This window comes from Haematobacter sp., from assembly GCF_032102465.1.
GTDB lineage: Bacteria > Pseudomonadota > Alphaproteobacteria > Rhodobacterales > Rhodobacteraceae > Haematobacter.
The window spans coordinates 54,021-79,394 of the sequence record NZ_DAMDHB010000015.1 but is presented as its reverse complement, the minus strand read 5'-3'; the positions used below and the strand labels follow the sequence as shown (position 1 = coordinate 79,394).

Here is a 25,374-nt window from a genome sequence, read left to right as displayed (position 1 = left end):
GCCCCTCGCCGCCCCTTTGGCGGAACCGGAGTCATGTCATGTCCTTCACCCTCGCCATCGTCGGGCGGCCCAATGTCGGCAAGTCCACGCTGTTCAACCGGCTCGTCGGCAAGCGGCTCGCCCTTGTCGATGACCAGCCGGGCGTGACCCGCGACCTGCGCGAAGGCGAGGCGCGGCTGGGCGATCTCCGCTTCACCGTGATCGACACGGCGGGGCTTGAGGAGGCGACGGACGACAGTCTCCAGGGCCGGATGCGCCGCCTGACGGAGCGTGCGGTGGAAATGGCGGACATCTGCCTGTTCCTTGTCGATGGACGCGCGGGGATCACGGCGGCGGATCAGGGCTTTGCCGACATTCTGCGCCGCAAGAACGCCCATGTCATTCTCGGCGTGAACAAGGCCGAGGGGCGTGCGGGCGAAGATGGCGCGCTGGAGGCGTGGTCGCTGGGCCTTGGCGAGCCGCTGCGCCTTTCGGCCGAGCATGGCGAGGGGATGGACGATCTCTACCGCGTCCTCGTGCCGCTGTCGGACGAGTTCGAGGCACGCGCCTCCGACTATGCTCCCGTCACGGATGTCGATGTGACCGAGGGGGAGACGGACGAGGATGCCGTTCCCGTTCCCACGCGCGCAAAGCCGCTTCAGATCGCCGTCATCGGGCGGCCCAATGCCGGGAAATCGACGCTCATCAACCGGATCATCGGCGAGGATCGTCTGCTGACCGGGCCCGAGGCAGGCATCACGCGCGACGCGATCTCCGTCGCGGCCGACTGGCAGGGCACGCCCATCCGCATCTTCGATACGGCCGGGATGCGCAAGCGGGCCAAGGTGGTGGACAAGCTGGAGAAGCTCTCCGTCTCCGACGGTCTTCGCGCCGTGCGGTTCGCCGAAGTGGTGGTCGTGCTGCTCGATGTGGAAATCCCGTTCGAGCAGCAGGATCTGCGCATCGCCGACTTCGCGGAGACCGAAGGGCGCGCGGTCGTCATCGCCGTCAACAAATGGGATCTGGTGGAAGATCGGCAGGATAAGCTCCGCGAGTTGAAGGAGCAGTTCGACCGCTCCCTCCCGCAGCTTCGGGGCGCGCCGCTTGTCACCGTTTCCGCGGCGACGGGGCGCGGGCTGGACCGGCTGCATGACGCGATTATCTCCGCCTATCAGGTCTGGAACCGCCGCATCACGACCGCGAAGCTGAACCAGTGGCTCGGCGCCATGACGGAGGCGCATCCGCCGCCCGCTCCGGGGGGCCGGCGTATCCGTCTGCGCTACATGACGCAGGTCAAGACACGGCCCCCGGGCTTTGTCCTGATGTGCTCCCATCCCGATCAGTTGCCGGAGAGCTATCGCCGCTATCTGGTGAACGGGCTGCGTGATTCCTTCGACATGCCCGGAACGCCGATCCGGCTGACGCTGCGCAGCCAGTCGGACAAGAACCCCTACCGGGCAAAGAAGAAATCCACTCCCTCGCGTCTGCGCAAACACGTGGGCAAGCCGATCAAGAGCTGACGGCGGCCCGCGCCTCCGCGTTCCGGGCGATACCGGTCAGCGGCGGCCGAACAGCCGTTCGATGTCGGACAGCTTCAGTTCCACATAGGTCGGGCGGCCATGGTTGCACTGGCCGGAGTGGGGCGTCGCTTCCATTTCCCGCAGGAGGGCGTTCATCTCCTCCGCTCGCATCCATCGCCCCGAGCGCACCGACCCGTGGCAGGCCATGCGGGAGAGCACGGCGTCCAGGCGTCCGCGGAGCGTGCGGCTCTCGCCCATATCCGCGAGTTCGTCCAGGATGTCGCGGAGGAGCGGTGCGGCCTCTGCCGTGCCCAGAAGCGCGGGAACCTCGCGCACGGCGACGGCTCCCGCCCCGAACGGCTCGATGATGATCCCGAGGTCCGCCAGCTCCGCGGCGTTGTCCAGGAGCCGCCCCGCATCGGTGGTGGAGAGTTCCACGACCTCCGGGATCAGCAGCGCCTGCCGGGCAATGCCGTGCTCCGCCATCTGCCGTTTCAGACGCTCATAGACCAGCCGTTCATGCGCGGCATGCTGATCGACGATGACGATGCCGTCCTGTGTCTGGGCGATGATGTAGTTCTCATGCATCTGCGCCCGCGCGGCGCCGAGCGGGTGGCTGGCCTCCGGCATATCGGAAGGCCCTTCGCTGCGGGCGGAAACCGGGGCCGCTGGGCCCTCCGCAAAGCCGGGAGCCTGCGCCGCATAGGCCATGCCCAACGCTTGCGGTGAGGGGCGGAAGGGACGGCTCGGCAGGTCCATCTGGTAGATGCGGGGCTGCGCCGCGGCTTCCTCCGGACGGAAGGCGGCCAGCGTTTCCGCTCCAACGGTGGAGGAGGCACGATGCCCCGCCTCCGCCAGCGCATGACGAAGCGCCGTGACAATCAGGCTGCGGGCGAGGGCAGGTTCGCGGAATCGCACCTCCGCCTTGGCGGGATGGACATTCACATCCACCCGGTGCGGGTCGCAGTCCAGAAACAGCACGGCAGCGGGATGGCGGTCACGGCTCAGGAAATCGGCATAGGCGCCCCGAAGCGCCCCGATCAGCAGACGGTCCGCCACCGGACGTCCGTTCACGAACAGATACTGCGCCACCGCCGACCCGCGGGAATAGGTGGGGAGTGCTGCGTAACCGGAAAGCCGCAGCCCTTCCCGTTCCGCCTCTATGGGCAGGGCGTTTTCGGCGAAGTCATTGCCGATGATCCGGGCCAGCCTGCGGTGCAGCGCGTCGAACAGATCGCCCTGTTCCGCCTCCAGCCGCAGGATGGTGCGATCCGCCGTCTCGTCGCGGAGGGTGAAGGCGACGGACGGCTCCGCCATGGCGAGGCGGCGGACGACCTCTCCGATCGCCTGAACCTCCGCCCGGTCCGAGCGCAGGAACTTCAGCCGCGCCGGTGTTGCATAGAACAGATCGCGGAGTTCGACGACCGTTCCGCTGCCGAGAGCCGCAGGCCGCACCCCCTCCGGCACGCCGCCCGCGACCCGAAGGGAGGCGGCCTCCTCCCCCTTTGCGCGGGAGGTGACGGTCAGCCGGCCCACCGCGCCAAGGGAGGGCAGCGCCTCTCCCCGGAAGCCGAAGGAATGGATGGCAAGCAGGTCGGACCCGTCGATCTTGGACGTCGCGTGGCGGGACAGGGCGAGCGGCAGATCCGCAGGCCGCATTCCACATCCGTCGTCCGTGACACGGATGAGCGTCTTGCCCCCGTCCGCATAGGCGATGTCGATGCGCCGCGCGCCCGCGTCCAGCGCGTTTTCCACCAGTTCCTTAACGGCGGAGGCGGGCCGCTCCACCACTTCACCGGCGGCGATCCTGTTGATGACGGAGTCGTCAAGCTGCCGGATTACCGGCGCGTCGGTCGATATGTTGTGGCGAGCGGCTTGCATGGCCCATGGTGTAGCACGCCGCCCGACGCGACTCAAAGCCCAATCAGTTCGCCGTCACGCCCTCGGGATGGCCGACCACGACGAAATGCAGCTTCTCCGGGGCTAGCCGCTTTGCCGCCACGCGCTTCACGCCCTCCAGCGTCACGGCCTCGATGAAGTCGTTGCGCCTGGTGATGTAGTCGGGACCGTAGCCCTGCGCCTGCATGCCGACAAGGATCCGCGCGATGGTCGCGTTGCCGTCGAAACGCAGCGGGTAGGCGCCGATCAGGTAGGTCTTGGTCGCGTCCAGCTCCTCCTGCGTGATGCCGTCCGCCTGCGCCTTGGCCCATTCGTCACGGATGACGGAGAGCGTCTCACCCGCGCGCGCATTCACCGTCGCAACCGACCCCACGATATAGGAGGCGCGGTCGTAGTTGGCGATGGAGGTGTAGATGCCGTAAGTCAGGCCGCGCTTCTCCCGCACCTCCTTCATCAGCCGCGCGGTGAAACGTCCGCCGCCCAGCACCTCGTTCAGCACGAAGGCCGGGAAGAAATCGGGATCGTCGCGGTCGATCCCCGGCTGGCCGAACAGGATCACCGACTGCGGCGTATCGAAATCCACCACCGTCGTTCCGCCCGCCAGATCATAGGAGACGGCAGGCGGCATGTCCGCCCCCGTCGCGGGAAGAGGCCCGAGGATTTCATCGAGGATGCGCCCCAGTTCCCCCGCGTCGATGTCACCCACGGCGGAGACGACCACCCGGTCGCGGGCCATGACGCGATCCTTCGCGGCGATCAGGTCGTCCCGGGTGAGCGCGCGGACGCTCTCCTCCGTTCCGTCGATGGCGGTTCCATAAGGGTCATCGGGGAAGGCGAGATGGGCGAAGGTATGCGCCGCGATGGCGTTCGGATCACGCGCGTCGGAAGCGATGGAGGCCAGAACCTGCCCACGGACCCTGTCTATGGCATCCTCGTCGAAGCGCGGTTCGGTGACCGCCAAGCGGATCAGGTCCACCGCCTGCGCCCGGTTTTCCGTCAGGAAGCGGGCGGAGACAGAAACCGCATCGTCCGAGGCGTTGAACCGGATGCTTGCCGCCAGGTCCTCCCGCGCGGCGGAGAAGGCGCGCGAATCCAGATCGCCCGCGCCTTCGTCCAGCAGGCCGGACATCAGATTGATCGCGCCGCGCTTGCCCTCGGCGTCAAGGCTGGCGCCGCCCTTGAAGCGGATCTCTAGCGCGGTGAAGGGGATGGAGTGCTCCTCCACCAGCCACGCCTTGATCCCCCCGGGAGAGGTCACTTCCTGAATATCCACGGCGGCGAGGGCACGGAATGCGAAGGCGATGCTCGTGGCAAGGGTAAAGGCGAAGCGGATCATTGGGCGATGTCTCCCTCGGCGGGGCCGGCGATTGGGGCGTTGGGGGGCGGCTCGGGCGCATCGGCGGGGCGGGTCAGCCAGCCGGTGACGGAGCGGCGGAGGTCAAAGACATCATGTGCCGCCGCCATCACGTCCTCGGCCGTCACCGCGCGGAGCGCGTCGGGCCACGCCTGCACATCCTCCACCGTCAGCCCGACGGACAGGGCCTCTCCGTAGCGGCGGGCGATACGGTCCACGTTGTCCAGCTCATAGATGTCGGAGGCGCGGAGCTGTGTCTTGATCCGCTCAAGCTGCTGGGCATTCACCCCCTCCGTCATGAACTCCGCCAGAGCCTTGTCGAGCGCGGCTTCCGCGTCCGCCAGCCCCTCGTTCGCCGCGGGCACGATATAGAGGCCGAAGGTCGTGGGATCGACCGCCACGCCATCGTAGAATGCGCCCGTGGAAAGCGCCGCCTGCGTTTCGAACTGGAGCTTCTGCCCCAGCACGGAGGTCGCGGGGTCGCCGCCCAGCAGTTCCGCCAGCACGGTCAGCGCGGCGGCTTCCTTCTGATCCCCGGTATTCCGCTCGGGCGCGAGATAGGTGCGCATGACATAGGGACGGGCGACGCGGCCGTCTTCCAGCGTGACGCGGCGGGCGGCGATTTGCGGCGGCTCCTGCGGGCGGATGCGGGGGGGCAGGTTCTCGGACGGTTTCAGCGGGCCGTAGTTTTCCTCCGCCAGCCGTTTCACCTCTGCCGGTTCCACATCGCCGGAGACGACGAGGATCGCGTTGTTGGGCGCGTAATAGGTCCGGTAGAAGGCCAGCGCATCCTGCTGGTCGAGCTTTTCCATCTCGTGCCGCCAGCCGATCACCGGAATGCCGTAACGGTGATTGAGATACTGCGCCGCGCGCTGCTGTTCGTTCAGCAGGGAGCCCGGATCGTTCTCCACCCGCTGGTTGCGTTCCTCCAGGATCACGGCGCGTTCGGTGGTGACCTCCTCCTCCGTCAGGTGGAGGTTCCGCATCCGGTCCGCTTCCATCTGCATCATCAGGTCGAGCCGGTTGGCGGCCACCCGCTGAAAGTAGCCGGTATAGTCATAGGAGGTGAAGGCATTGTCGTTGCCGCCCTGCGCCTCCACCACTCTGGAGAACTCGCCCGACGCCATCTTGTCCGTGCCCTTGAACATGAGGTGCTCAAGGAAATGCGCGATGCCGGAGGTACCGGGTTTCTCGTCGGCGGACCCCACCTTGTACCAGACCATATGCACCACGACGGGCGCGCGGTGATCCTCCACCACGATGGCCTGCATGCCGTTGGGAAGAGAGAAGGTGGTGACCGCCTCTGCGGCCATCGCGGGCCGGACGAGCGGTATCGCCGCAGGGAGCGCGACAAGGGCGAGAACGAAAAGGCCGGTCAGGCGCGGCATGAAAACCTCCGCAGATTTCCGCTGGATGGCGCCCGGAAAGGCGCTTGCCCCGCGGAACCTAACGGCAGCGTGCGCCAGATCAAGACCGTATCACCTGCGGCACCTCCGGCTGACGGGGAAGTGACGGGCGGACCGGTCCCGACCCTTCCGCCTGCTTGCCCACTATTTGTCGTTTGTTCATGCGGATCCTGCGCCTACCTTAGCTGTGAGGGATCGCAGGAGACAGCACGTGCAAGTCCAGACCTCCAAACCCGTTCCGTCCTTTGATCTGACCGATGCTTCCGGTGATCCGTGGCATGCCCTGACAGCGGAGGCCACTGCAGATCGATTGAGTGCCGGCCTGGAGGGGCTGTCCTCAATCGAAGCGGCGGAGCGGCTGACCCGCTACGGGCCCAACGACCTGCCGGAACAGGCCGCACGGCCCGCAATCGTCCGGCTGTTTGCGCAGTTCAACAACGTGCTGATCTATTTTCTCATTGCGGCTGCAGCTGCGGCCCTGTTGCTTGGCCATCCGATTGATGCGGGTGTCATCCTTGCCGTGGTGCTGGCCAATGCCATCGTGGGCTTCGTGCAGGAGGGAAAGGCGGAACAGGCGCTTTCCGCCATCCGGGAGCTGATCGCGCCCCATGCCGTCGCCTTGCGGGATGGCGAGAGGGTGGAGGTGGACACGCGCGATCTTGTCCCGGGGGATGTGGTGCTGCTGGAGGCGGGGGATCAGGTGCCCGCCGATCTCCGCCTGCTGCGCGCGCGGCATCTGGTGATCGACGAGTCCATCCTGACCGGCGAGTCCGTTCCCGTGCAGAAGGACACCCGGCCCGTTGCTGCCGCTGCAGCGATCGGCGACCGCTCCGACATGGCATTCTCCGGCACGCTGGTCGCGACGGGGCAGGCGCAGGGGCTGGTGGTCGGCACCGGCCCGCGGGCCGAGATCGGGCGGATCAGCGTGATGATCGGCGAGGTGGAGACCGGAACGACACCGCTTCTCCAGAAGATCAACCGCTTCGGACGACAGTTCACGCTGGTCGCGCTTGTCGGTGCGGTGGCCGTGTTTCTTTATGCCCATTTCGTCGATGCCTACGGCTGGGAGGAGGCGCTGCTGATCTCGGTCGCGCTGGCCGTCGGGGTGATCCCGGAAGGCCTGCCCGCCGTCATCACCATCACGCTGGCCATCGGGGTGCGGCGGATGGCTGCGCGTCATGCCATCATCCGCAAGCTTCCGGCGGTGGAGACACTCGGTGCGACGCGCACGATCTGCTCCGACAAGACCGGCACGCTCACCCTGAACGAGATGATGGTTGCGCGCATCATAACGCCTGAGGGTGATTGGCAGGTGGAGGGCGCAGGCTATACGCCCGAGGGCCGGTTCCTCCGCAACGGGCAGGAGGTCTCTGCGGAGGGCGCCATGCGCTTGCTTCGCGCGGGGATGCTCGCGAACGATGGCAAGCTCATCCAGCGGGAGGGAACCTGGCGCGTTGCAGGCGACCCGATGGATGGTGCGCTGCTCGCCGTGGCCGCCAAGGCCGGGATGGGAGAGGTCGAGCGGGAAACGGAGCCGGTGCTGGACGGAATTCCGTTCGATGCGGAATACCGCTTCCTCGCGGTGCTGACCGGCGGTCCCGAGGGGCGGATGATCCGGGTGAAGGGCGCACCGGAGGCGGTGCTTGCCATGTGCGACAGCGACAGCGCCGGGCCGCTCGACGCAGCGCTCTGGCAGCAGCGGATCAACGCGCTGGCGGAGGCGGGCCAGCGGGTGCTTGGCTTTGCCGAGCGTCCGGCGGAGCGCGATGACCTGACGATGACGGATATGGAACGCGGGTTTACCTTCCTCGGTATCGCCGGGTTCATCGATCCTCCCCGGCCGGAGGCGACGGAGGCGGTCGCCCTATGCCGCTCGGCGGGGATCGGGGTGAAGATGATCACGGGGGATCACGTGCTTACCGCCCGGGCGATTGCCGGGCAGCTTGGCATGGCGGAGAACCCGCTGGCGACAACCGGGGCGGAGGTCGAGGCACTGACCGATGCCGATCTTGCCGATGTGGCGGAACGCACGACGGTTTTCGCGCGCACCAGCCCCGAGCACAAGCTGCGCATCGTGCGTGCCCTGCAATCACGGGGAGAGGTTGTCGCCATGACGGGTGACGGGGTGAACGATGCACCCGCGCTCAAGCAGGCGGATGTCGGTATCGCGATGGGCCGGAAGGGGACGGAAGCCGCGCGTCAGGCAGCCGAGATGGTGCTGACCGATGACAACTTCGCCACCATCGTCGCGGCCGTGAAAGAGGGAAGGACCGTTTTCGACAACATTCGCAAGGTCATCTCCTGGACGCTGCCGACCAACGGCGGCGAAGCGGTGGCGGTGATCGTCGCGTTGCTGCTGGCCTGGCCGGTGCCCATGTCGGCGGTGCAGATCCTGTGGATCAACCTGATCCTGTCGGCGACGCTGGGCCTGGTCTTGGCCTTTGAGCCGCCGGAACCGGATGTGATGGAACGCAAGCCACGCCCTGCCGGGGCGCAACTCCTGACGCCCTTCATGCTCTGGCGCGTGGTTCTGGTGTCCTTGCTGTTCGCCATCGGCGTATTCGGGATATCGGCCTATGGTGCCGCCCGGGGCTATGATCTGGCCGGGCAGCGGACGCTTGCCGTGAACGCCGTGGTGGTGATGGAGATTTTCTACCTCTTCAACGTCCGCTATATGCATGTCCGCTCCCTCCGGGCGGTTGGCTTCAAGGGGACGCCGGCGGTGCTGGGTGCTGTGGCGGTGGTCGTGGTGGCGCAGCTTCTGTTCACCTATCTGCCGGTCATGCAGCAGTTGTTCGATACCCGCCCGCTGACGCTGCTGGACGGGGCGGTGGTGATCCTCTTCGGTCTGGCGGTGTTCGTAATCTGCGAGCTGGAGAAACAGATATTCCTGCGCACCGGCCTGATGGCGCGGATGGAAGACGGCGTCTAGCCCGCCAGTTCGGAAAGCGGGGCGGACAGGCGGCAGTAGAAGCCCTCCGGGCGATACTGGATGTCCGCCGCCGCCTGTCCGCCGCCTGTCAGCCCGGAGGCAATGAGCCGCGTGCCGAAGCTGGAGCGGGCGGGCGGGGCAACGCGGGGACCGCCGCTCTCCCGCCATTCCATGACGGCGTCCTGATCCTTGATCGACCAATGGATCGCGATACGGCCTGCGTCAGAGGAGAGGGCGCCGTATTTCACCGCATTGGTGACCAGTTCATGCAGCACCAGCGCCAGATGGAGCGCAGACCGCTGACCAACCCGAAGTTCCGGCCCCGAGGCGCAGATGCGCTCGGGCTCGAACTCGCCGAAGGCGAGCGCGCCCAGCACCACATCCTCGAACCGCGCGCCGTTGGTATCACCAAGCAGGAGATGCTCATGCGCCGCGCCGAGCGCCCGGATGCGTGACAGAAGCGCGGTCCGGGCGCCCTCGATGTCGCGGGAGGTACGGAAGGTCTGGTTGACCAGCCCGAGCACCAGCGTCACCGTATTCTTCAGCCGATGGCCAAGCTCCTGATGCAGCAGACGGTCCCGCTCCTCGCGCTCCACCCTTGAGGTGATGTCGCGGGCGGCACCGATCAGCCATGCGGGACGCCCGTCGTGCCGCGTCATGCGGACACCGCTGAGCATGACATGGCGCATGATGCCGTCGTCGATTCCCTTCACCCGGATGGGGAAGCTCACCCCCTCCCGGTTTTCGGTGAGGAGGAGGGCCGCGGCTTCCCTCCGGGCGCGGCGGCGATCCTCGTTGGGGATAGCGCGGAGCACCTGGGCAAAACCGATGGGACGCGCGCCGATCACGCCGAACATGCCCCGAAGGTTGTCATCCACCGTCACATCGCCCGTCGCCGGGTCAAAGTCCCAGACGCCCAGCTCCGCCAGACGGTTGGCCAGCCGCCGCCGCTCCTCCTGCTCCACGAGCCGTTGAAAGAGCCGCCGCCGTTCGCTCACTTCCGTCACGAGCAGCAACAGCCGGTCGTCCGCCAGCCGCCGGAAGCGGGCTTCGAACCATTCCTTTCCGCCGCGCGGCCCCGGAAGCTCCAGCCGCTGCATAGGCGTATCGGGCATGAGCGTTGCTGCGGCGGCGAGAATCACGGTCGGATCGGGCCAGAGCGCCAAAAGACGGTCCGACACGTCATTGTTCACAAAGACCCGAAAGGCCTTGTTTGCATTTTCGATGAGCAGATCGCTCGCCTCCCCGGTATCGTCGGTGAGGAAGCGACCGATCAGCAGGCCGGAATCGGCCTGCTCGAATACCGTCTGGGCTGCAACCGCGTCCAGCATGTTGCGCATCCTGAGCCTGATCAGCCGGGCGAAACGCTCCAGATGAGCGATCTCTGCCTCGGCCCAGCCCGCCGGCCCCTCGCGCCGCAGGATCAGGAGACCGCGCCGGTCCAGGTCCACGAAAAGCGGAAAGGCCAGATAGCTGCCGGAAGTCTCGGTCGAGAGGATGCGGCGGATGTCCGTCGGAAGATGCGCCGCAGGCAGCGTGACGGCTCTGCAGGAAGGGAACATGCGTTCATAGACGCTTGCGGTGACGGGGACATAGCCTTCCGGGTGGCGGAGCAGGCCACGCCCGGCGAAAACCCTCGCGCCGAGAGGGCAGAAGGCAAGCACGGCCGCCACCTGCGACTGTGCCGCATCCGCAGCCAGCGCGAGGATCTCCTCCAGTTCCGCATCCACAGGAGTTCTCTCGAGTGAAGGTGGACAAGCGGGGAGAGTGAGCGGATTGTCGATCCTCATGCCATCTCCTCTTTCGAACACATTTGTTTTAAAAGATGCTAATCGCCTTTGGCGTGTAGACGCAAGCGCTAGCTCAGGGTAACTCGACTTCAACCTGTACTTTTGACGGTTTCATGACAGAGCTGCTGATCCTTCGCCACGGCGAAACGTTTTGGAACCGGGAGCGGCGGATGCAGGGTCGGCAGGATTCCGCACTCACACCGGCGGGGAAAGCACAGGCTGTGGCGATTCACCGCCTGCTGCAAGCGAATCGGCGCGATTGGCGGGGGTGGCGATTCCTTTCCAGCCCGCTGGGCCGGGCACTGGATACGGCCGAAATCGCACTTGCCCCGCTTGGCCCCGTGGAGGTTGAGCCGGACCTGCGGGAAATCGGCATGGGGGCGTGGGAGGGGTTGACGCTGGAGGAGATTGCGCATCGCTGGCCCGCTTCCGCCACATTGTCCAACCCGCTCGCGTGGTATGCCGCAGCGCCGGGAGGAGAGCCGCTTGCCCATCTGCGCGCGCGGGCAGAGGCGGTTCTGACGCGGCTTGACGGCCCAGCCGTTCTGGTCACGCACGGGTTCTTCTCCCGCTATCTGCGCGGGGCCGCCCTTGGTCTGGCGGAGGAGGAACTGCCCTATCTGGAGGACCGGCAGGGCGTGGTATGGCGCATTCAGGCAGGACGCATGGAGACCCTGACCGCCTGAGCTATGTCCGCTGACGCGCCTGTTTCCAGCGGCGATGGATCCAGAACCACTGGTCCATATGCTCCCTGACCTGCGCCTCCAGGCTGTCGTTCAGCGCCTGTGTCATCGTCATGGGATCGGTATGATCCAGCGGCGCCTCGATCCACATGTCGAAGTCCAGACCGTTGTCCTTGCGGATGACATAGCCGGGCGCGATCACCGCATCGTAACGCAGCGCGAGTTCCGCGGCGGAAAGCGAGGTATGCGCCGGATGACCGAAGAAGGTCAGCGCGGGCTCCCCCGTCATCGCCTGATCGATCAATATCGCCACCAGCCCGCCGGAGCGCAGGAAGCGCAGCATCTCCGCCATGCCCCGCCGGGAGCGGGGGAACAGCGGCTTGGACAGCGATTCCATCGCAGTGACATAGGCGTCGTGAAAGAGCGGATTGTCCATCGGCCGATAGAGCGCGCCTACCTTGTAACCCTTCGCCGCCAGAACCGGGCGGGCCGCGTTAAAATTGCCGAAGTGACCTGACACGATGATGACGGGACGCCCCGCAGCCTGTGCCGCAGCGACCGCATCCACACCGGGACCACGAACCGGAGTGCCGGAGACGCGGGCCAGAAACTCCTCTCCAGAGAACAGTTCGACAAGGCTGCGGCCGACATTGTCGGGAACGTCGCGGCAAAGGCGCCGCACCTCGGCCGGATCCATGTCGGGAAAGATGAGCGCGAGATTTTCCCGTATGCGCTTGCGATAGCCCGCGACCGGGGCCACGAGCCGGGAAAAGACCCATCCGGCCAGCGGGATGCGCCGCTCGTAAGGGATCAGCCGCAGCCCACCCATCAGGATGCGGCCGACGATGTCGGTGATCCGGTCCTTTGCGCGGATACGTGTCCCTTGTGCGGCGTCTTCCTGCGGCATGCCACCCTCTAGTCTGCGGCGACCTGCTCCTGCCGCGCCCGCGTTTCGCGGTGCCACACATAAAGTCCTGCTCCGACGATCACAAGCGCGCCCACGCCCACCCAGATATCGGGAATCTCTCCGAAGAAGACATAGCCCCATACGGTAGCAAACAGGATGCCGATGTAGCCAAAGGGAGCGATCACACCCGCATCGGCCAGCGCGAAGGCGCGGATCATGAAAAGCTGCGCCAGCGTTCCGGCGATGCCCACACCTGCAAACAGCAACAGGCTCCCCGCCGCGGGTGTCACCCATTGCCACGGGAGGAGAAGGCTTGTCAGCAGAGTCGCGATGGCGCCGGACCAGAACATCGCCGTCCAGACATTCTCGCTCCGTCCCACCTTGCGGGTGGCGAGCGCGAAAGAGGTGTAGCAGACGGCACCGATGAGGGGCAGGAAGGCGGCAGGGGTGAACATGGAGCTTCCCGGCCGGATGATGATGAGCGCGCCAAGCAGCGCCAACACGATGCCCACGATCCGCCGCGGGCCGAGCTTCTCACCGAAGATCAGCGCCGCGCCGAGCGTGATGAGCACAGGGTTCAGGTCCATGATCGCCGTCGCCTCCGCCAGCCCGATGTAGCCGAGGCTCAGGAAGAAGAACGCCGCCGCGCCAAGCTGACTCACCGCACGAAGGCTGTGCAGACCAAGATGGCGGGTCCGTGCGATAGCGGGAATTGCCGTACGGAAGATGAGCAGCACGATCAGGAACTGCCCGGCGTTCCGCGCCCAGACGATCTGCCCCACAGGATGCCCGGCAAGCCGAAGCGCCTTGCCCATCGCGTCCAGCACGGAAAAACAGAGCATCGCCGCCAGAATATAGGCGATGCCCGTCGCGGTGGCGGACAGCGAGCCTCTTGCCATTCCTCAACCGTGCCTGCGGCTGTAGAGCATGAGCAGGTAGCCCGCACAGGCACAGCAGGTGATGCCGAAGATCAGCGGCACTGGCGTCCCGTCGAAGGCCAGACCGATCGGCACCGCGATCAGCACCGCGATCACCGTGGAAACCGCGCCGATGACGGAGGCCGCGATACCGGCGATGTGGCCCAGATGCTCCAGCGACAGGGCGTTCAGGTTGCCGAAGATGAAACCGTTCAGGAAGAACACGGAGGCGGCCCAGCAGAAGAAGGCGGGGAAGGGGTGGCTTTCGAATACGCCGATCCGCCAGAGCGTGAACATCACGACCGAAAGCACCGCCTGTATCAGAAACGCGGTGGAAGCCATCCGCCGCATGCCGAAGCGCATCACCAGCGTCGCGTTCAGCGGCCCTGCGGTGCCTGCGATCAGCGCCTGCGCCGCGAACCAGAGCGCGAAGCTCTCGCCCATGCCGAAGCTCACGTCATAGATCTGCTGGACGGAGGAGATGAAGCCGAACAGCGGCCCGAAGCCGAGGCTCATCGCCATCAGATAGACGAGCACCAGCCGGTTGCCGAAAATCTCCCGCATCGCGCTACCGATGGCGCGGAACGAGAAGGGGCGGCGGTGGCTGACCTCCAGCGTCTCCGGTTGGCGGGAGAGCAGCCACAGCGCCATCACCACTCCGGCGAACACCAGAACGAGGAAGATGGAGCGCCATCCCGCAAGGTGGATCACGAAGGTGCCGAACAGCGGCGCGATGGCGGGCACGAGGATGAACAGCGTCATGACGAAGGACATCACCCGCGCCATCATCCGCCCCTCATACCTGTCCCGCACAATGGCCACGCCGACGATCCGCGGCGCGGAGGCTCCGATGCCCTGAAGGAAGCGCGCGACCAGCAGCACTTCGAACGTGTGGGAGAGATAGGCCGTGAGCGAGCCTATGATGTAGATCGCCACGCCGATCACGATGATCCGGCGGCGGCCGAAACTGTCTGACAGCGGCCCCGCGAAAAGCTGACCCAGACCGATCCCGGCCATGAAGACCGTGATGATGATCTGCGCCCGATTCGGGTTGGCCAGGTCCAGCTCCTGCGCAATCTGCGGCAGCGCGGGCAGCATCGCATCAATGGAAAGCGCGATGGTCGCGAACATCATCGCGATCAGCGCAACGAACTCGCCGAAGGGCGGCTGCGTCCGCGGATTGAAAAGTCCGCCACGCCGTTGGGTGGAGAGGAGCGAGCCAGCCATCGGGGGCGCTTTCCGGTTTGCGCCCCTCGCCGTCAGGTGAGTTGGGCCTTGATCTGCTTAATCACGTCCGCCCACACTTCCACCGGCTGAGCACCGGTGAGAACATGGGTGTCCGCGATGACGAAGGTCGGAACTCCTTGCACCCCGCGATCACGGGCGTGCTGAATTCTTCCCCGAATCTCCTCCCGATCCGCGTCACTGTCAAGCAGACGGAGAATCATTTTGCGATCGAGCCCGGTTTCGCCCGCGATGTCGGCCAGAACGTCATGAGAACCGATGTCGCGGCCCTCCCGCCAATGGGCGCGGAACAGGGCAGAGACGACGGGCGTCTGCCGCCCCTCCAGCCCGGCCCAATGGATCAGCCGGTGCGCATCAAGCGTGTTGGGCTCCCGCGTGATGGCCACGTAGTCGATGAGGGCGCCCGCCGCCTTCGCCGCCTCCGTGACCTTTACCAGCACTTGGCTGGCCCGCTCGGGAGCACCGAACTTCAACCGGAGGAAATCGGCATAGGGGATCCCTCCTGCAGGGATCTCCGGGTTCAGCTGGTAGGGATGCCAGGCGACGGTGAAAGGCTGCGATGCATCTGATTCGAGCGCCCGGTCGAGCAGCGTCTTGCCGATGTAGCACCACGGGCAGACCAGATCCGAAATGATGTCGAGCGTAACCATCGCATCCTCCTGAGTTCAGACGGGGTTACGGTATGAGACCGTCACGCGCAAGTCGCATCAGAACCAGCCCTGAACCCAACGTGCGCCGCCCGAGATGTCATCGCCCACACCGGCCACCGTGTTGCATCCGCCAAGCGCAAGAAGCGCCGCGACAAGAAGGTAACGTGTCATCTGCCTGCCCGTTCTGCCGTTTATTGTTTTGTTTCGAACCACCAGACATCCGGCTGGAAGCCCGGCCAGTCGCCATAGACCGGCAGGGTCCGTGGATGCCTCAACCCCTCGACATGCGCAACCCGCGAGCGGTCGGCGAACCACAGGGGAATCACGTAACGGCCAGTGGTAAGCGCCCGGTCGAGCGCTTGAACGGCGGTTCGGAAATCCTCCGTCGTCCGTGCGGCGAGCAGGGTGGAGATCATGTCGTCCACCGCGCGCGAACGGATCCCCATGATGTTGCGGCTCCCCTGCATCAGTGCCTCTTCCGAGCCCCAGTAAAGCCGCTGCTCATTGCCGGGTGAAAGGGAGAGCGCGCGCGTTACCGGCGTCATCGCAAAGTCGAAGCGGTTCGTGCGCTCCGTATACTGGGCGCTGTCAACCTGGGTGACGCGCATGTTTATTCCAATCCTGGCAAGAGCTTGCCGGTAAATCGTGACAGCGGACATGAGGTCGCCGGATCCAAGCGGCATCAGAAGCTCGAATGAGAAGGGCTCGCCCGCAGCGTTGCGAAGTGTCCCGCCGCCATCCACTTCCCAGCCTGCTGCGGAAAGCTGTTGCATGGCGCGGCGGAGATTGAGCCGGTTCGCCGCCGTGCCGTCCGCGACCGGAAGGGCATAGGCATCCAGTGCATCCGGTGTCAGCTCCGTCACATAGGGGCGGAGCAACTCCGCCACGCGCCCCTCCGCCGGGCCATGATCCATCGCCAGAGGTGAGTTGGAAAAGTAAGATGTGATACGGGGTTCTGTGCCGCCGTTGACGGTCTGGTTTATGAATTCGAAGTTGAAGGCTTGGATCAGCGCGTCCCGCACCCGCCAGTCCGCAAAAAGCGGATCGCGCGTGTTGAACGCCAACCCGTAGATACCGGATGGACGATGATGCGGAATTTCCTCGCGCACCATGCTGCCATTTCTCATGGCGGGGAAGTCGTAGGCGCGCTGCCAGCGGGCGGGATTCTGCTCCCGGTAGCTGGTCAGCACGCCCGCCTTGAAGGCTTCGAACATCGCGCCGCCGTCACCGAAATATTCCACCCGCACTTCATCCAGATTGTGAAGTCCACGGTTGAAGGGCAGGTCTTTTCCCCACCAATCCGGGTTCCGCCGGAAGGCGATGGATCGTCCCGGCTCAAAACCCGCAACGACGTAGGGGCCGGAGCCGATCGGCACGACGGAAAGCCCTGATGTGGCGAAGTCCCGACCCTCCCACTGCGCCTTCTTGAGCACCGGGCGCAGGCCCAGAAGCAACGGCAACTCCCGGTCCGGCGCCGAGAAGGTAAACCGCACGGAGCGCGGTCCTGACTGCTCCGCCATGGCGATCCGGTCCGCTGCGACGCGATAACGGGGATGACCCTGTTCGGAGAGGGTGTTGAAGGACCACAGCACATCCTCCGGCGTCACCGGGGAGCCGTCGGAAAACCGCGCGCCCTCCCGAAGCGTGAATTCGACCCAGGAGCGGTCGTCATCCGTTTCAATCGATTCGGCAAGCAGACCGTAAAGCGTGAAGGGTTCATCGATGCTCCGCGCCATCAGGGTTTCCACGGTAAGTGGCGACAATTGGAATGGAGCACGGCCTTTCAAGATAAACGGATTGAGCGAGTCGAATCCGCCCACTTCGCCGGTAACGATTCGTCCACCTTTAGGTGCAAGGGGATTGGCATAGGGCAGGGCCGAAAAATCCGGGGGCAGTGCAGGTTCGCCATACATCGCAATTCCATGCCGTGGTTCCGCCCCCGCATGACAAGCCCATGTCGCGATTGCCAAAACCGCAATCAAACTACGCAATTTCTGGCCTGATTGCCGGTATCGTCCGCTGAAGTGCATCTGCCCATGTCTTTATTGTTTGACGTGACGCTACCTTCCGGCGGCTGTCTTTTCAAACTTTTACCTTGGACAGCGAATGCAGAGGGCGTATAACAACCTCACTGCTCGATAGGTTTCTTGCCTGTATGAAACCTGCCTCATACTACGCCCGCCTTGTGCGGGCGTTTTTTTTGCGCTCGCGCTCTGCGGTGCGACAATCCGGGCGCAACGTCATCTGGCCTTTGCGTCGCCGGGGCCTATTCTGCTCCCTGCGTGGAACATCTGGGAGAGACGCATGACGCTCAAGGGTAAGACGGCCATCGTGACGGGTTCGACCTCCGGCATCGGGCTGGCCATCGCGCAGGAACTCGCGCGGCAGGGTGCCGACGTGGTGCTGAATTCCTTCACCGACCGCGAGGAGGACCATGAGATCGCCCGGCGCATCGCGGAAGAAACGGGGGTCGCCGCCCGCTATGTGAAGGCGGACATGTCCAAGGCCGCGGATTGCCGGGAGCTGATCGAGACCGTGGGGGCCTGCGATATCCTCGTCAACAACGCGGGCATCCAGTATGTCGCGCCGGTCGATGAATTCCCGGTCGAGAAATGGGACGCGATCATCGCGATCAACCTCACATCCGCGTTTCACACGACGGCAGCGGCGCTTCCCCTGATGCGGGCGGCCGGCTGGGGGCGGATCGTCAACATCGCCTCCGCACACGGGCTGCGGGCCTCGCCCTACAAATCGGCCTATGTCGCGGCGAAGCATGGTGTTGTCGGCTTCACCAAGACGGTAGCATTGGAAACTGCGCGGGAAAGGATCACCTGCAACGCCATCTGTCCGGGCTACGTCCTGACCCCGCTGGTGGAGGCGCAGATCCCCGACCAGATGAAGACCCACAAGATGGACCGCGAAACCGTCATCAAGAATGTGATGCTGGAGCGCCAGCCCTCCCGCGAATTCGTCACCGTGGACGAGATCGCCGGCACGGCGGCCTTCCTGTGCAGCGACCATGCAGCCCAGATCACCGGTACGACCATATCGGTCGACGGGGGATGGACAGCGGAGTAATCCCATGCGCGACACCTCCCACGAACTGCCGCGCCGCAAGCGCATCAACCTTGCCCTGCAGGGCGGAGGCGCGCATGGCGCGTTCACCTGGGGGGTGCTCACCCGCCTTCTGGAGGAGGATGAGATCGAGATCGCCGCCATCTCCGGCACGTCGGCGGGCGCCCTGAACGGGGCCGCGCTGAAAGCGGGGCTGGCGGGCGGGGGCCGGGCGGAAGCGCAGGAGCATCTCGACTGGCTCTGGGCCCAGATGGGTGCTGTCACCGACATGCGCCTGACCAACTGGATGACCGCGCTCTGGCCCGCCGCGCCTCTGATCGCCCGCATGGCGGAGGTCTGGCTGAGCGTCGGGACGGTGGACTATCTGAGCCAGATCGTCAGCCCCAATTCCTACGGGCCAGCCTACATGAACCCGCTGGAACGCGTGGTGAAACGGCTGCATTTCGAGAAGGTCCGGGCTGACAAGGGGCCGCGGCTTTACGTTTCGGCGACCAATGTCCGCACCGGCAAGATCCGTATCTTCGACAGTTGCGAGATTACCACGGATGTCATCCTTGCCTCCGCCTGCCTGCCGACGATCTTTCAGGCGGTGGAGATCGATGACCCGCAGACCGGGCGGCGCGAGGCCTATTGGGATGGCGGCTATGTCGGAAACCCGGCGCTCTTTCCGCTCTACGATCCGGCTCTGCCCGATGACATCGTCATCGTGAACATCAACCCCATGACGCGGGAGGCGCTGCCCATCACCCCGCTCGACATCGAGAACCGGGTGAACGAGATCAGCTTCAACGCATCCCTGCTACGCGACCTGAGGGCGATCGCCTTCGTGAAGGAGCTTATCGCGGAGGGGAAGGTCGCGCGCGGGGCGATGAAGGATGTGAACGTCCACATGATCTCTGACGACGCGCTGATGAACGACCTCTCGGCCACGACGAAGCTTCTGCCCACGCCGTTCTTCCTCAATGGTCTGCGGCAGGCGGGTTGGGCGGCGGCCGACCGGTTTTTGGCTGAGCACATGGAGGATCTCAACCAGCGATCGACCGCCGATATAAGCGCAATGCTCTAAGGCTTGCTGAAAAAGTCGCGGGTTTACCTAGCCTTGCGTTGAGCACCGGAAGATCGGTCCGGTCACGCGCCAAAACCTGCGGTGTCCGGGGCGTTCTTCAACCATGTAGGGAAGATCTCCGCCCCGGAGCAACCTCGGACTACTCTTTCGGCGCCCTGCTAGCCCTGCGCGGAGAGGGCGCGGGAGATCGCCGCGGCAAGGCGCGCATTGGAGAGAACGAGTTGGATATTCGTGGCGAGCGAGCGTCCCTCCGTGAGATCGAAGATGCGGGAGAGGAGGAAGGGCGTCACTTCCTTGGCGGCGATGCGTTGCGCCTCCGCTTCCGTCAGGGCCTGTTCTATGGCGGGGATCATCTCCTCCCGCGGGATTTCGTATTCCGCAGGCACCGGATTGGCGATGAGCTGCCCTCCGCCGAGCCCCAGTCCCGTGCGCATGGCATGGGCGGCCGCGATCTCCTCCGCCGTGTCCATGCGGAGCGGCGAGGGCAGGCCGGAGGAGCGTGACCAGAAGGCCGGGAAGTCATCCTGTCCGAAGGTGATGACCGGGACGCCTTCCGTCTCAAGAACCTCCAGCGTTTTCGGCAGGTCGAGGATGGCCTTGGCACCGGCAGCGACCACGGTCACGGGTGTGCGGGCCAGTTCCTTCAGGTCGGCGGAGATGTCGAAGCTGGTTTCGGCCCCACGATGGACGCCACCGATGCCCCCCGTGGCAAAGACTGCGATGTCCGCCATATGAGCCGCGATCATCGTTGCGGCAACGGTGGTTGCGCCCGTGCGGCGCTGTGCGAGACAGGCCGCGAAATCGGCGCGGGAAACCTTCATGACGTCTTCCGCGTGCCCAAGCGCTTCCAGCTCCGCCTCCGTCAACCCGATGTGGATCATGCCGTCGAGCAGGGCGATGGTGGCGGGAACGGCCCCTGCGGCCCGCACTTCCGCCTCCACCGCGCGCGCGGCTTCGACATTCTCGGGATAGGGCATGCCATGAGTGATGATCGTCGATTCGAGCGCGACGACGGGCAAGCCACGCGCCTTCGCGTCGGCGACTTCGGGGGCATAGATCAGGGGCAGGTCCACGGGGATCATAGCGTCTCTCCGGTTGCGGCGGCGGGCGCCGAGATGTGATGGGCCGCGGCAGCGAGGGCGGCGGCAAGTGCCGCTTCCACAGGCAGGCCCCGAAGCTCAGCCGCCATATGGGCGGCCACGAATGTGTCGCCTGCGCCGGTCACGCGCGCAACCCGAACCTGCGGGGGAAGGGCGCTGCACTCGCCCTCCCGGCTTGCGGCAACGACTGCGCGGGGGCCGTCCGTCACCACGACACGACATGCGCCCGCCGCGCGAAGGGCGCGGGCCGCATCCGCCGCATCCTTCAGCGGATGCGACACGATCTCCTCCGCTTCCGCGCGGTTGAGATAGACCGTCGCGCGGGGATGGCCGAGCAGGGGCAGGAGGCGCCGGGCCTTGCCTGGCCCGGCGGGCAGCAGGCGCAGATCCATGCGCACCAGCTCAGGCACAGCAGAAAGCGCCGTGAGCGTGGCGGCGGGCAGGTTGCTTTCCACCAGAAGGGCCTCGGGCGGATCCGAGAGGCAGGCAACCGCTGTGGTGAGGAGGGCGGTTGCCGCGGCTTCCAGTGTACGGCTGTCAGCCACGGCGGCGACGAGGCCGGTTTCATCCTCGATGGCAAGATAGCGGTCCGCCGCATCGTCAGGCCGACGGAGGACATGGTCCACCCCGACACCCGCCCGCCGCGCTTCGGCAATCAGCGCGTCCCCCTCCGAGCCGCTGCCCGTGGCCGAGATCAGGCTCGCCCGCAGGCCCTGGCGGACAAGGGCGCGGGCGACATTGAACGCGACACCCCCCGGCAGGCGCGAGATACGCCCCGGCACGTCACCTCCCCGTGTGAGCGGGCGCGCCGCATGGGCAATGACATCCCAGTGAAGCGCGCCAAGACACAGGATGGAAGGAGTACCGCCGGTCATGCCCCTTCAATGGCAGGGAGGCGGCGTGCGGGCAAGGGAGCAGGAGAACCTCTCTTGCAAATGTCCCGCACAGGTCTTATATGCGCGCTCACTTCACAGGCGAGGCTCGGGCCCTCGGGGGAGACATCCCCGAAAGGTCCACCGGTTGGGGAAACCCTATTGGCTTCGCCGCGGCGTAAACCGGAAAGGAAAAGACATGGCGCTTCCTGATTTCTCCATGCGTCAGCTCCTCGAAGCTGGCGTTCACTTTGGTCACCAGACCCAACGCTGGAACCCGCGCATGGCGCCGTATATCTACGGCGACCGGAACGGCATCCACATCATCGACCTGACGCAGACCGTTCCCATGCTGGATGCGGCGCTGAACGTCATCCGTGAGACCGTCGCCAAAGGCGGCCGCGTGCTGTTCGTCGGCACGAAGCGCCAGGCCTCCGGCGCGATCGCGGAAGCTGCTGAAAAATCGGCGCAATACTACATGAACCACCGCTGGCTGGGCGGCACGCTGACCAACTGGAAAACCGTTTCCCAGTCGATCCAGCGTCTGAAGCAGCTCGACGAAGTGCTCTCCACCGGCGCTGAAGGTCTGACGAAGAAAGAGCGTCTCCACATGGAGCGCGAGCAGTCGAAACTTCAGGCCTCCCTCGGCGGTATCCGCGAGATGGGCGGCGTGCCGGACCTGCTGTTCGTCATCGACGTGAACAAGGAAGACCTCGCCATCGCGGAAGCCCAGAAGCTCGGCATCCCGGTCGTGGCCGTGGTCGACACCAACTGCTCGCCGAAGGGCGTGGACTACGTGATCCCGGGCAACGACGACGCGGCCCGCGCGATCGCTCTCTACTGCGACCTTGCGGCGCGTGCGGCTCTGGACGGCATGTCCGCCCAGCTCGGCGCTGCCGGCGTTGACCTCGGCGCGCTGGAGGATGCTCCGGCCGAAGAGCTCGACGAGACGCAGGACGCCTGATTTCGGTCCGGCTCCCGCCGGATCGTCATACCTTTGTTGCCGGGAGGGCTCATCAGCCTTTCCCGGCATTTTCGAGACAGAAGGAGAGCCCCGATGGCGATCACCGCCCAGATGGTTAAGGAACTGCGCGAATCCACCGGCGCAGGCATGATGGACGCCAAGAAAGCCCTGACCGAAACCGATGGCGACATGGAAGCGGCCGTTGACTGGCTGCGTACCAAGGGCCTCGCGAAAGCGGCGAAGAAATCGGGGCGCGTGGCTGCCGAAGGTCTCGTCAGCGTCGCCGTTGACGGCGGTCGCGGCGTTGCGATCGAGGTGAACTCGGAGACGGACTTCGTCGCGAAGAACGCCGACTTCCAGCAGCTCGTACGCGAGATCACCAAGGTTGCGCTCGAAACCGGTGAGTCGGTCGAGGTCGTCAAGGCCGCCGATCTGAACGGCAAGACGGTGGACGAGGTGCTGACCGAGGCGATCGCCCGCATCGGCGAGAACATGACTCTCCGTCGGCTGCACGTTCTGGAAGGCGATACGGTCGTCTCCTATGTGCACAACGCCGCGACCGACGGCATGGGCAAGATCGGCGTGCTCGTCGCGCTGAACGGACCTGCCGACAAGGCACAGGAGATCGGCAAGCAGATCGCCATGCACGTCGCCGCGACCAACCCGGCGTCGCTCTCCGACAAGGACATCGACCCGGCGCTTGTTGAGCGCGAGAAGCATGTCCTGAGCGAGCAGGCCCGTGAATCCGGCAAACCGGAAGCGGTGATCGAGAAGATGATCGAGGGCCGGATGAAGAAGTTCTTTGAGGAAGTCACGCTCCTCGGTCAGAAATTCGTCATTAATCCCGATGTGACCGTTGCCGAAGCGGCCAAGGAAGCTGGCGTCGAAGTGACCGGTTTCGTCCGCGTCATGGTGGGCGAGGGCGTCGAGAAGAAAGAAGAGGACTTTGCTGCCGAGGTCGCCAAGACTCTCGCTGGCTGAAGTCGGCTCCATATCTTGTCTAGTGCGCGGTGCAGCCTGAAAAGGCTGCACCGCTGGCATTTCGGCCCCTTGGGAAGACCGATTTACCAGACGAAATGACGCCATGAAAACGACGCCCTTCCGACTTGGAGAGGATGGTCCTGAAATACCCAGTTTCCCCGCCCCACCGTGTCCCACGGCCAAAGCCGCCACTCTCGGAACTGCTACAGGTTGGCAGGTCGGACGGGAAACTAAAGTGGGGGAATCCATACCCTTCGCTATGTTGCAGCGAAAAGTTAGTCCGCTTCCCTCGGCTTGAGCGTATTCTCCGCATATGCATGATTATTAGGCAAAAGGGCAGGCGGCCCTGCCTGGATAAGTTGAGAAGAGAGCGCTCTCGCCACCGCTTGCGCCGTCGTTTCGGCGCCCAGCATCTCTCGCGCAAGCCTAAGGTGCTTCTCCGCCGTGGCTCTGCTGATCCCGAGGAGAGCTGCGATATCCTGAACCGATTTTCCCGCCGCAGCCCATTCCAGAACTTCCCGCTGGCGCCTGGTCAACACCGCAGTCACAACCGACGGCACCGTCAACGCCTTCAGGTGGAAGACGCGGGTAAGCAGCAGAAGGAAGTCCGCTTTCTCTGCCCAAATCCGTTCCATATCGGCTTGGGTAGCCGTATCGCGGCATGTCATCAGGTCGATTGCGGCACGTCTACGGCTGCCAGTTTCGCCCAAAGCGATCGTAATTCCACCACGAATTCCATAGCTTTTCTGCAGGTCGAGCATCTTCTGCTCTTCGGACGACAGCTCGCCCCGATTGCGTCTGCGATAGATCTCGGACCACAGCAGAACACCCGAATTATTGGCGACCCATCTTACGATGGGGGAGCAGAAAAAATTTTTTCCGCCGTACGCCTGGCAAAAGCTCTTGTCGAGGTTGCTGATGAGCATCGTGCCTGCCGGTGAGGCGCGGAGAGGATACCCCGGTGCAGGCCTTGCCTGGCCGAAAAGAATGGCATCAAACCCCTCTGCCACCAGTAGTCTGGTGTAAATCTCCCAGAGATCTTCAAAGTTTGAGGAATCGAGAAGTGAGTTAATCTTGTCGAAGTCTATCATTAGAATTTTGAAAAGTGGAAAGCCGGACTCCATCTTTACGACGGCACCGGCTTCTTCAAGAGTTTGCTTAAAAATAGGTAAACTACACTAAGAAAATTCAATAACTGCGTCGAAAGCGCCAGACTTGGGTGTCAATCCAAGGCGGCCTCGGCTGCGGAGCGGAGTGCCGAAATATTGCGGCCATAAACGTCCGGCTGCTCTACCGAGCCACCCCGGAAGGCGGCGGAGCCGGCAACGAGGACATCCGCGCCAGCGGCCGCGACAAGTGGTGCTGTCTGCGGATCGATTCCCCCGTCAACTTGCAGATGGATAGGCCGGTCACCGATCATCTTCCGCGCGTCGCGCACTTTGTCCACCAGCGCGGGAAGGAACTTTTGGCCGCCGAATCCAGGATTGATCGTCATGACGAGGATAAGGTCGATTGCGTCGAGGATATGCTCCAGTCCAGCAAGAGGCGTCGTGACGTTCAACGCAACGCCGGCCTTTTTGCCCTGTGCACGAACGGCCTGAAGCGAGCGATGAAGATGCGGCCCGGCTTCCGCGTGGATGCTCAGAAGATCGGCGCCAGCCTTTGCAAAGGCTTCGATATATGGGTCTGCGGGGGAGATCATCAGGTGAACATCCATGAACGTCGTCACATGGGGCCGGATCGCCGCCACGACATTCGGTCCGATGGTCAGGTTGGGCACGAAGTGGCCGTCCATGGGATCGACGTGGATCCAGTCGGCGCCCTGAGCCTCGATCGCGCGTATTTCAGCTCCGAGGTTGGCGAAGTCCGCCGAGAGGATGGAAGGCGCGATTTTGATCGAACGGTTGAAGGTCATGGGGAGCTCCTCTGCAGCGAGTCCGCAAAGTCCATGCCAGATACCGAGCGGCAACGGAAGTTGAACCTGCATATATTACATAATCTATGCTATTGTATCTCTGTATAACAAGACGGGAC

At 64.8% G+C, this 25,374-nt stretch carries 21 protein-coding genes; 7 read left to right on the top strand and 14 right to left on the bottom strand.

The window, feature by feature from the left end; translation table 11 throughout:
- Nucleotides 1–38: 38 nt before the first annotated feature.
- Nucleotides 39–1,499, top strand: a complete 1,461-nt coding sequence (der, locus tag RT513_RS11400; protein WP_088213719.1) for a ribosome biogenesis GTPase Der — start codon at nucleotides 39–41, stop codon at nucleotides 1,497–1,499.
- Nucleotides 1,500–1,535: 36 nt separating this feature from the next.
- On the opposite strand, the gene mutL is transcribed toward der, so the two are convergent.
- From mutL to RT513_RS11385, 3 genes are read right to left on the bottom strand one after another with little or no spacing between them, the layout of a single operon-like run.
- Entirely contained in the window at nucleotides 1,536–3,380 is a 1,845-nt protein-coding gene (gene mutL, locus RT513_RS11395; RefSeq protein ID WP_290690145.1) for a DNA mismatch repair endonuclease MutL, read from the bottom strand.
- A gap of 43 nt (nucleotides 3,381–3,423) precedes the next feature.
- Nucleotides 3,424–4,734 (bottom strand): pitrilysin family protein, encoded by a 1,311-nt coding sequence (locus RT513_RS11390; protein ID WP_290690147.1) that lies wholly within the window; start codon nucleotides 4,732–4,734, stop codon nucleotides 3,424–3,426.
- Nucleotides 4,731–6,140: a M16 family metallopeptidase gene (locus tag RT513_RS11385; RefSeq protein ID WP_409518410.1), complete on the bottom strand. Its 1,410-nt coding sequence runs from the start codon at nucleotides 6,138–6,140 to the stop codon at nucleotides 4,731–4,733. The genes RT513_RS11390 and RT513_RS11385 overlap by 4 nt, the downstream gene beginning before the upstream one ends.
- A 229-nt stretch (nucleotides 6,141–6,369) precedes the next feature.
- On the opposite strand from RT513_RS11385, the gene RT513_RS11380 reads away from it, so the two are divergent.
- Complete coding sequence (locus RT513_RS11380) at nucleotides 6,370–9,090, top strand: HAD-IC family P-type ATPase (RefSeq protein WP_290690148.1); 2,721 nt, start codon at nucleotides 6,370–6,372, stop codon at nucleotides 9,088–9,090.
- Here RT513_RS11380 and RT513_RS11375 read toward each other — a convergent pair.
- A complete protein-coding gene (locus tag RT513_RS11375; RefSeq protein WP_290690150.1) occupies nucleotides 9,087–10,880 on the bottom strand; it encodes a sensor histidine kinase in 1,794 nt (597 codons plus the stop codon). The two genes, RT513_RS11380 and RT513_RS11375, sit on opposite strands and share 4 nt — an antisense overlap.
- Nucleotides 10,881–10,993: 113 nt before the next feature.
- On the opposite strand from RT513_RS11375, the gene RT513_RS11370 reads away from it, so the two are divergent.
- Nucleotides 10,994–11,566: a histidine phosphatase family protein gene (locus tag RT513_RS11370; RefSeq protein WP_290690155.1), complete on the top strand. Its 573-nt coding sequence runs from the start codon at nucleotides 10,994–10,996 to the stop codon at nucleotides 11,564–11,566.
- 1 nt (nucleotide 11,567) lies between these two features.
- On the opposite strand, the gene RT513_RS11365 is transcribed toward RT513_RS11370, so the two are convergent.
- From RT513_RS11365 to RT513_RS11340, 6 genes are read right to left on the bottom strand one after another with little or no spacing between them, the layout of a single operon-like run.
- Nucleotides 11,568–12,470: a lysophospholipid acyltransferase family protein gene (locus tag RT513_RS11365; protein ID WP_290690156.1), complete on the bottom strand. Its 903-nt coding sequence runs from the start codon at nucleotides 12,468–12,470 to the stop codon at nucleotides 11,568–11,570.
- 8 nt (nucleotides 12,471–12,478) lie between these two features.
- Nucleotides 12,479–13,369 (bottom strand): DMT family transporter, encoded by an 891-nt coding sequence (locus RT513_RS11360; RefSeq protein WP_290690157.1) that lies wholly within the window; start codon nucleotides 13,367–13,369, stop codon nucleotides 12,479–12,481.
- 3 nt (nucleotides 13,370–13,372) lie between these two features.
- On the bottom strand, nucleotides 13,373–14,614 hold the full coding sequence (locus RT513_RS11355; RefSeq protein WP_290690158.1) for a multidrug effflux MFS transporter: 1,242 nt from the start codon (nucleotides 14,612–14,614) through the stop codon (nucleotides 13,373–13,375).
- A 32-nt stretch (nucleotides 14,615–14,646) separates the two neighbouring features.
- On the bottom strand, nucleotides 14,647–15,282 hold the full coding sequence (locus tag RT513_RS11350; RefSeq protein WP_088213710.1) for a DsbA family oxidoreductase: 636 nt from the start codon (nucleotides 15,280–15,282) through the stop codon (nucleotides 14,647–14,649).
- A gap of 57 nt (nucleotides 15,283–15,339) precedes the next feature.
- Entirely contained in the window at nucleotides 15,340–15,453 is a 114-nt protein-coding gene (locus RT513_RS11345) for an entericidin EcnA/B family protein (RefSeq protein WP_084683926.1), read from the bottom strand.
- Nucleotides 15,454–15,473: 20 nt separating this feature from the next.
- Entirely contained in the window at nucleotides 15,474–17,312 is a 1,839-nt protein-coding gene (locus tag RT513_RS11340; RefSeq protein WP_373447776.1) for an extracellular solute-binding protein, read from the bottom strand.
- 274 nt (nucleotides 17,313–17,586) lie between these two features.
- Here RT513_RS11340 and RT513_RS11335 point away from each other — a divergent pair, with 274 nt between their 5' ends.
- Together RT513_RS11335 and RT513_RS11330 are read left to right on the top strand one after the other, a co-directional pair.
- Nucleotides 17,587–18,360: a 3-hydroxybutyrate dehydrogenase gene (locus RT513_RS11335; RefSeq protein ID WP_290690160.1), complete on the top strand. Its 774-nt coding sequence runs from the start codon at nucleotides 17,587–17,589 to the stop codon at nucleotides 18,358–18,360.
- Between the two features lie 4 nt (nucleotides 18,361–18,364).
- A complete protein-coding gene (locus RT513_RS11330) occupies nucleotides 18,365–19,423 on the top strand; it encodes a patatin-like phospholipase family protein (protein ID WP_290690162.1) in 1,059 nt (352 codons plus the stop codon).
- Nucleotides 19,424–19,581: 158 nt separating this feature from the next.
- On the opposite strand, the gene RT513_RS11325 is transcribed toward RT513_RS11330, so the two are convergent.
- Both RT513_RS11325 and RT513_RS11320 read right to left on the bottom strand, forming a co-directional pair.
- Nucleotides 19,582–20,496 carry a pseudouridine-5'-phosphate glycosidase gene (locus RT513_RS11325; protein WP_409518411.1) on the bottom strand — a complete coding sequence of 305 codons (915 nt, stop codon included), beginning with the start codon at nucleotides 20,494–20,496 and terminating at the stop codon, nucleotides 19,582–19,584.
- 5 nt (nucleotides 20,497–20,501) lie between these two features.
- A complete protein-coding gene (locus RT513_RS11320; protein WP_290690166.1) occupies nucleotides 20,502–21,398 on the bottom strand; it encodes a PfkB family carbohydrate kinase in 897 nt (298 codons plus the stop codon).
- A gap of 196 nt (nucleotides 21,399–21,594) precedes the next feature.
- On the opposite strand from RT513_RS11320, the gene rpsB reads away from it, so the two are divergent.
- Together rpsB and tsf are read left to right on the top strand one after the other, a co-directional pair.
- A complete protein-coding gene (gene rpsB / locus RT513_RS11315) occupies nucleotides 21,595–22,359 on the top strand; it encodes a 30S ribosomal protein S2 (protein WP_088213704.1) in 765 nt (254 codons plus the stop codon).
- Nucleotides 22,360–22,452: 93 nt separating this feature from the next.
- Complete coding sequence (gene tsf / locus RT513_RS11310) at nucleotides 22,453–23,340, top strand: translation elongation factor Ts (protein ID WP_290690167.1); 888 nt, start codon at nucleotides 22,453–22,455, stop codon at nucleotides 23,338–23,340.
- Nucleotides 23,341–23,615: 275 nt separating this feature from the next.
- Here the strand turns inward: tsf and RT513_RS11305 are convergent, their stop codons facing one another.
- On the bottom strand, nucleotides 23,616–24,431 hold the full coding sequence (locus RT513_RS11305; protein ID WP_290690168.1) for a helix-turn-helix transcriptional regulator: 816 nt from the start codon (nucleotides 24,429–24,431) through the stop codon (nucleotides 23,616–23,618).
- A 131-nt stretch (nucleotides 24,432–24,562) separates the two neighbouring features.
- Nucleotides 24,563–25,255 carry a ribulose-phosphate 3-epimerase gene (gene rpe, locus RT513_RS11300; RefSeq protein ID WP_290690170.1) on the bottom strand — a complete coding sequence of 231 codons (693 nt, stop codon included), beginning with the start codon at nucleotides 25,253–25,255 and terminating at the stop codon, nucleotides 24,563–24,565.
- Nucleotides 25,256–25,374: the final 119 nt, after the last annotated feature.

What these genes read in the sequence shown, in the direction of transcription:
- RT513_RS11340 (WP_373447776.1), bottom strand. Translation starts at nt 17,312, where the DNA reads ATGCACTTCAGCGGACGATACCGGCAATCAGGCCAGAAATTGCGTAGT.
- RT513_RS11330 (WP_290690162.1), top strand. Translation starts at nt 18,365, where the DNA reads ATGCGCGACACCTCCCACGAACTGCCGCGCCGCAAGCGCATCAACCTT.
- rpsB (WP_088213704.1), top strand. Translation starts at nt 21,595, where the DNA reads ATGGCGCTTCCTGATTTCTCCATGCGTCAGCTCCTCGAAGCTGGCGTT.
- der (WP_088213719.1), top strand. Translation starts at nt 39, where the DNA reads ATGTCCTTCACCCTCGCCATCGTCGGGCGGCCCAATGTCGGCAAGTCC.
- RT513_RS11320 (WP_290690166.1), bottom strand. Translation starts at nt 21,398, where the DNA reads ATGACCGGCGGTACTCCTTCCATCCTGTGTCTTGGCGCGCTTCACTGG.
- RT513_RS11370 (WP_290690155.1), top strand. Translation starts at nt 10,994, where the DNA reads ATGACAGAGCTGCTGATCCTTCGCCACGGCGAAACGTTTTGGAACCGG.
- RT513_RS11345 (WP_084683926.1), bottom strand. Translation starts at nt 15,453, where the DNA reads ATGACACGTTACCTTCTTGTCGCGGCGCTTCTTGCGCTTGGCGGATGC.
- RT513_RS11350 (WP_088213710.1), bottom strand. Translation starts at nt 15,282, where the DNA reads ATGGTTACGCTCGACATCATTTCGGATCTGGTCTGCCCGTGGTGCTAC.
- RT513_RS11375 (WP_290690150.1), bottom strand. Translation starts at nt 10,880, where the DNA reads ATGAGGATCGACAATCCGCTCACTCTCCCCGCTTGTCCACCTTCACTC.
- mutL (WP_290690145.1), bottom strand. Translation starts at nt 3,380, where the DNA reads ATGCAAGCCGCTCGCCACAACATATCGACCGACGCGCCGGTAATCCGG.
- RT513_RS11305 (WP_290690168.1), bottom strand. Translation starts at nt 24,431, where the DNA reads ATGATAGACTTCGACAAGATTAACTCACTTCTCGATTCCTCAAACTTT.
- RT513_RS11390 (WP_290690147.1), bottom strand. Translation starts at nt 4,734, where the DNA reads ATGATCCGCTTCGCCTTTACCCTTGCCACGAGCATCGCCTTCGCATTC.
- RT513_RS11385 (WP_409518410.1), bottom strand. Translation starts at nt 6,140, where the DNA reads ATGCCGCGCCTGACCGGCCTTTTCGTTCTCGCCCTTGTCGCGCTCCCT.
- RT513_RS11360 (WP_290690157.1), bottom strand. Translation starts at nt 13,369, where the DNA reads ATGGCAAGAGGCTCGCTGTCCGCCACCGCGACGGGCATCGCCTATATT.
- tsf (WP_290690167.1), top strand. Translation starts at nt 22,453, where the DNA reads ATGGCGATCACCGCCCAGATGGTTAAGGAACTGCGCGAATCCACCGGC.
- RT513_RS11355 (WP_290690158.1), bottom strand. Translation starts at nt 14,614, where the DNA reads ATGGCTGGCTCGCTCCTCTCCACCCAACGGCGTGGCGGACTTTTCAAT.
- RT513_RS11365 (WP_290690156.1), bottom strand. Translation starts at nt 12,470, where the DNA reads ATGCCGCAGGAAGACGCCGCACAAGGGACACGTATCCGCGCAAAGGAC.
- RT513_RS11335 (WP_290690160.1), top strand. Translation starts at nt 17,587, where the DNA reads ATGACGCTCAAGGGTAAGACGGCCATCGTGACGGGTTCGACCTCCGGC.
- rpe (WP_290690170.1), bottom strand. Translation starts at nt 25,255, where the DNA reads ATGACCTTCAACCGTTCGATCAAAATCGCGCCTTCCATCCTCTCGGCG.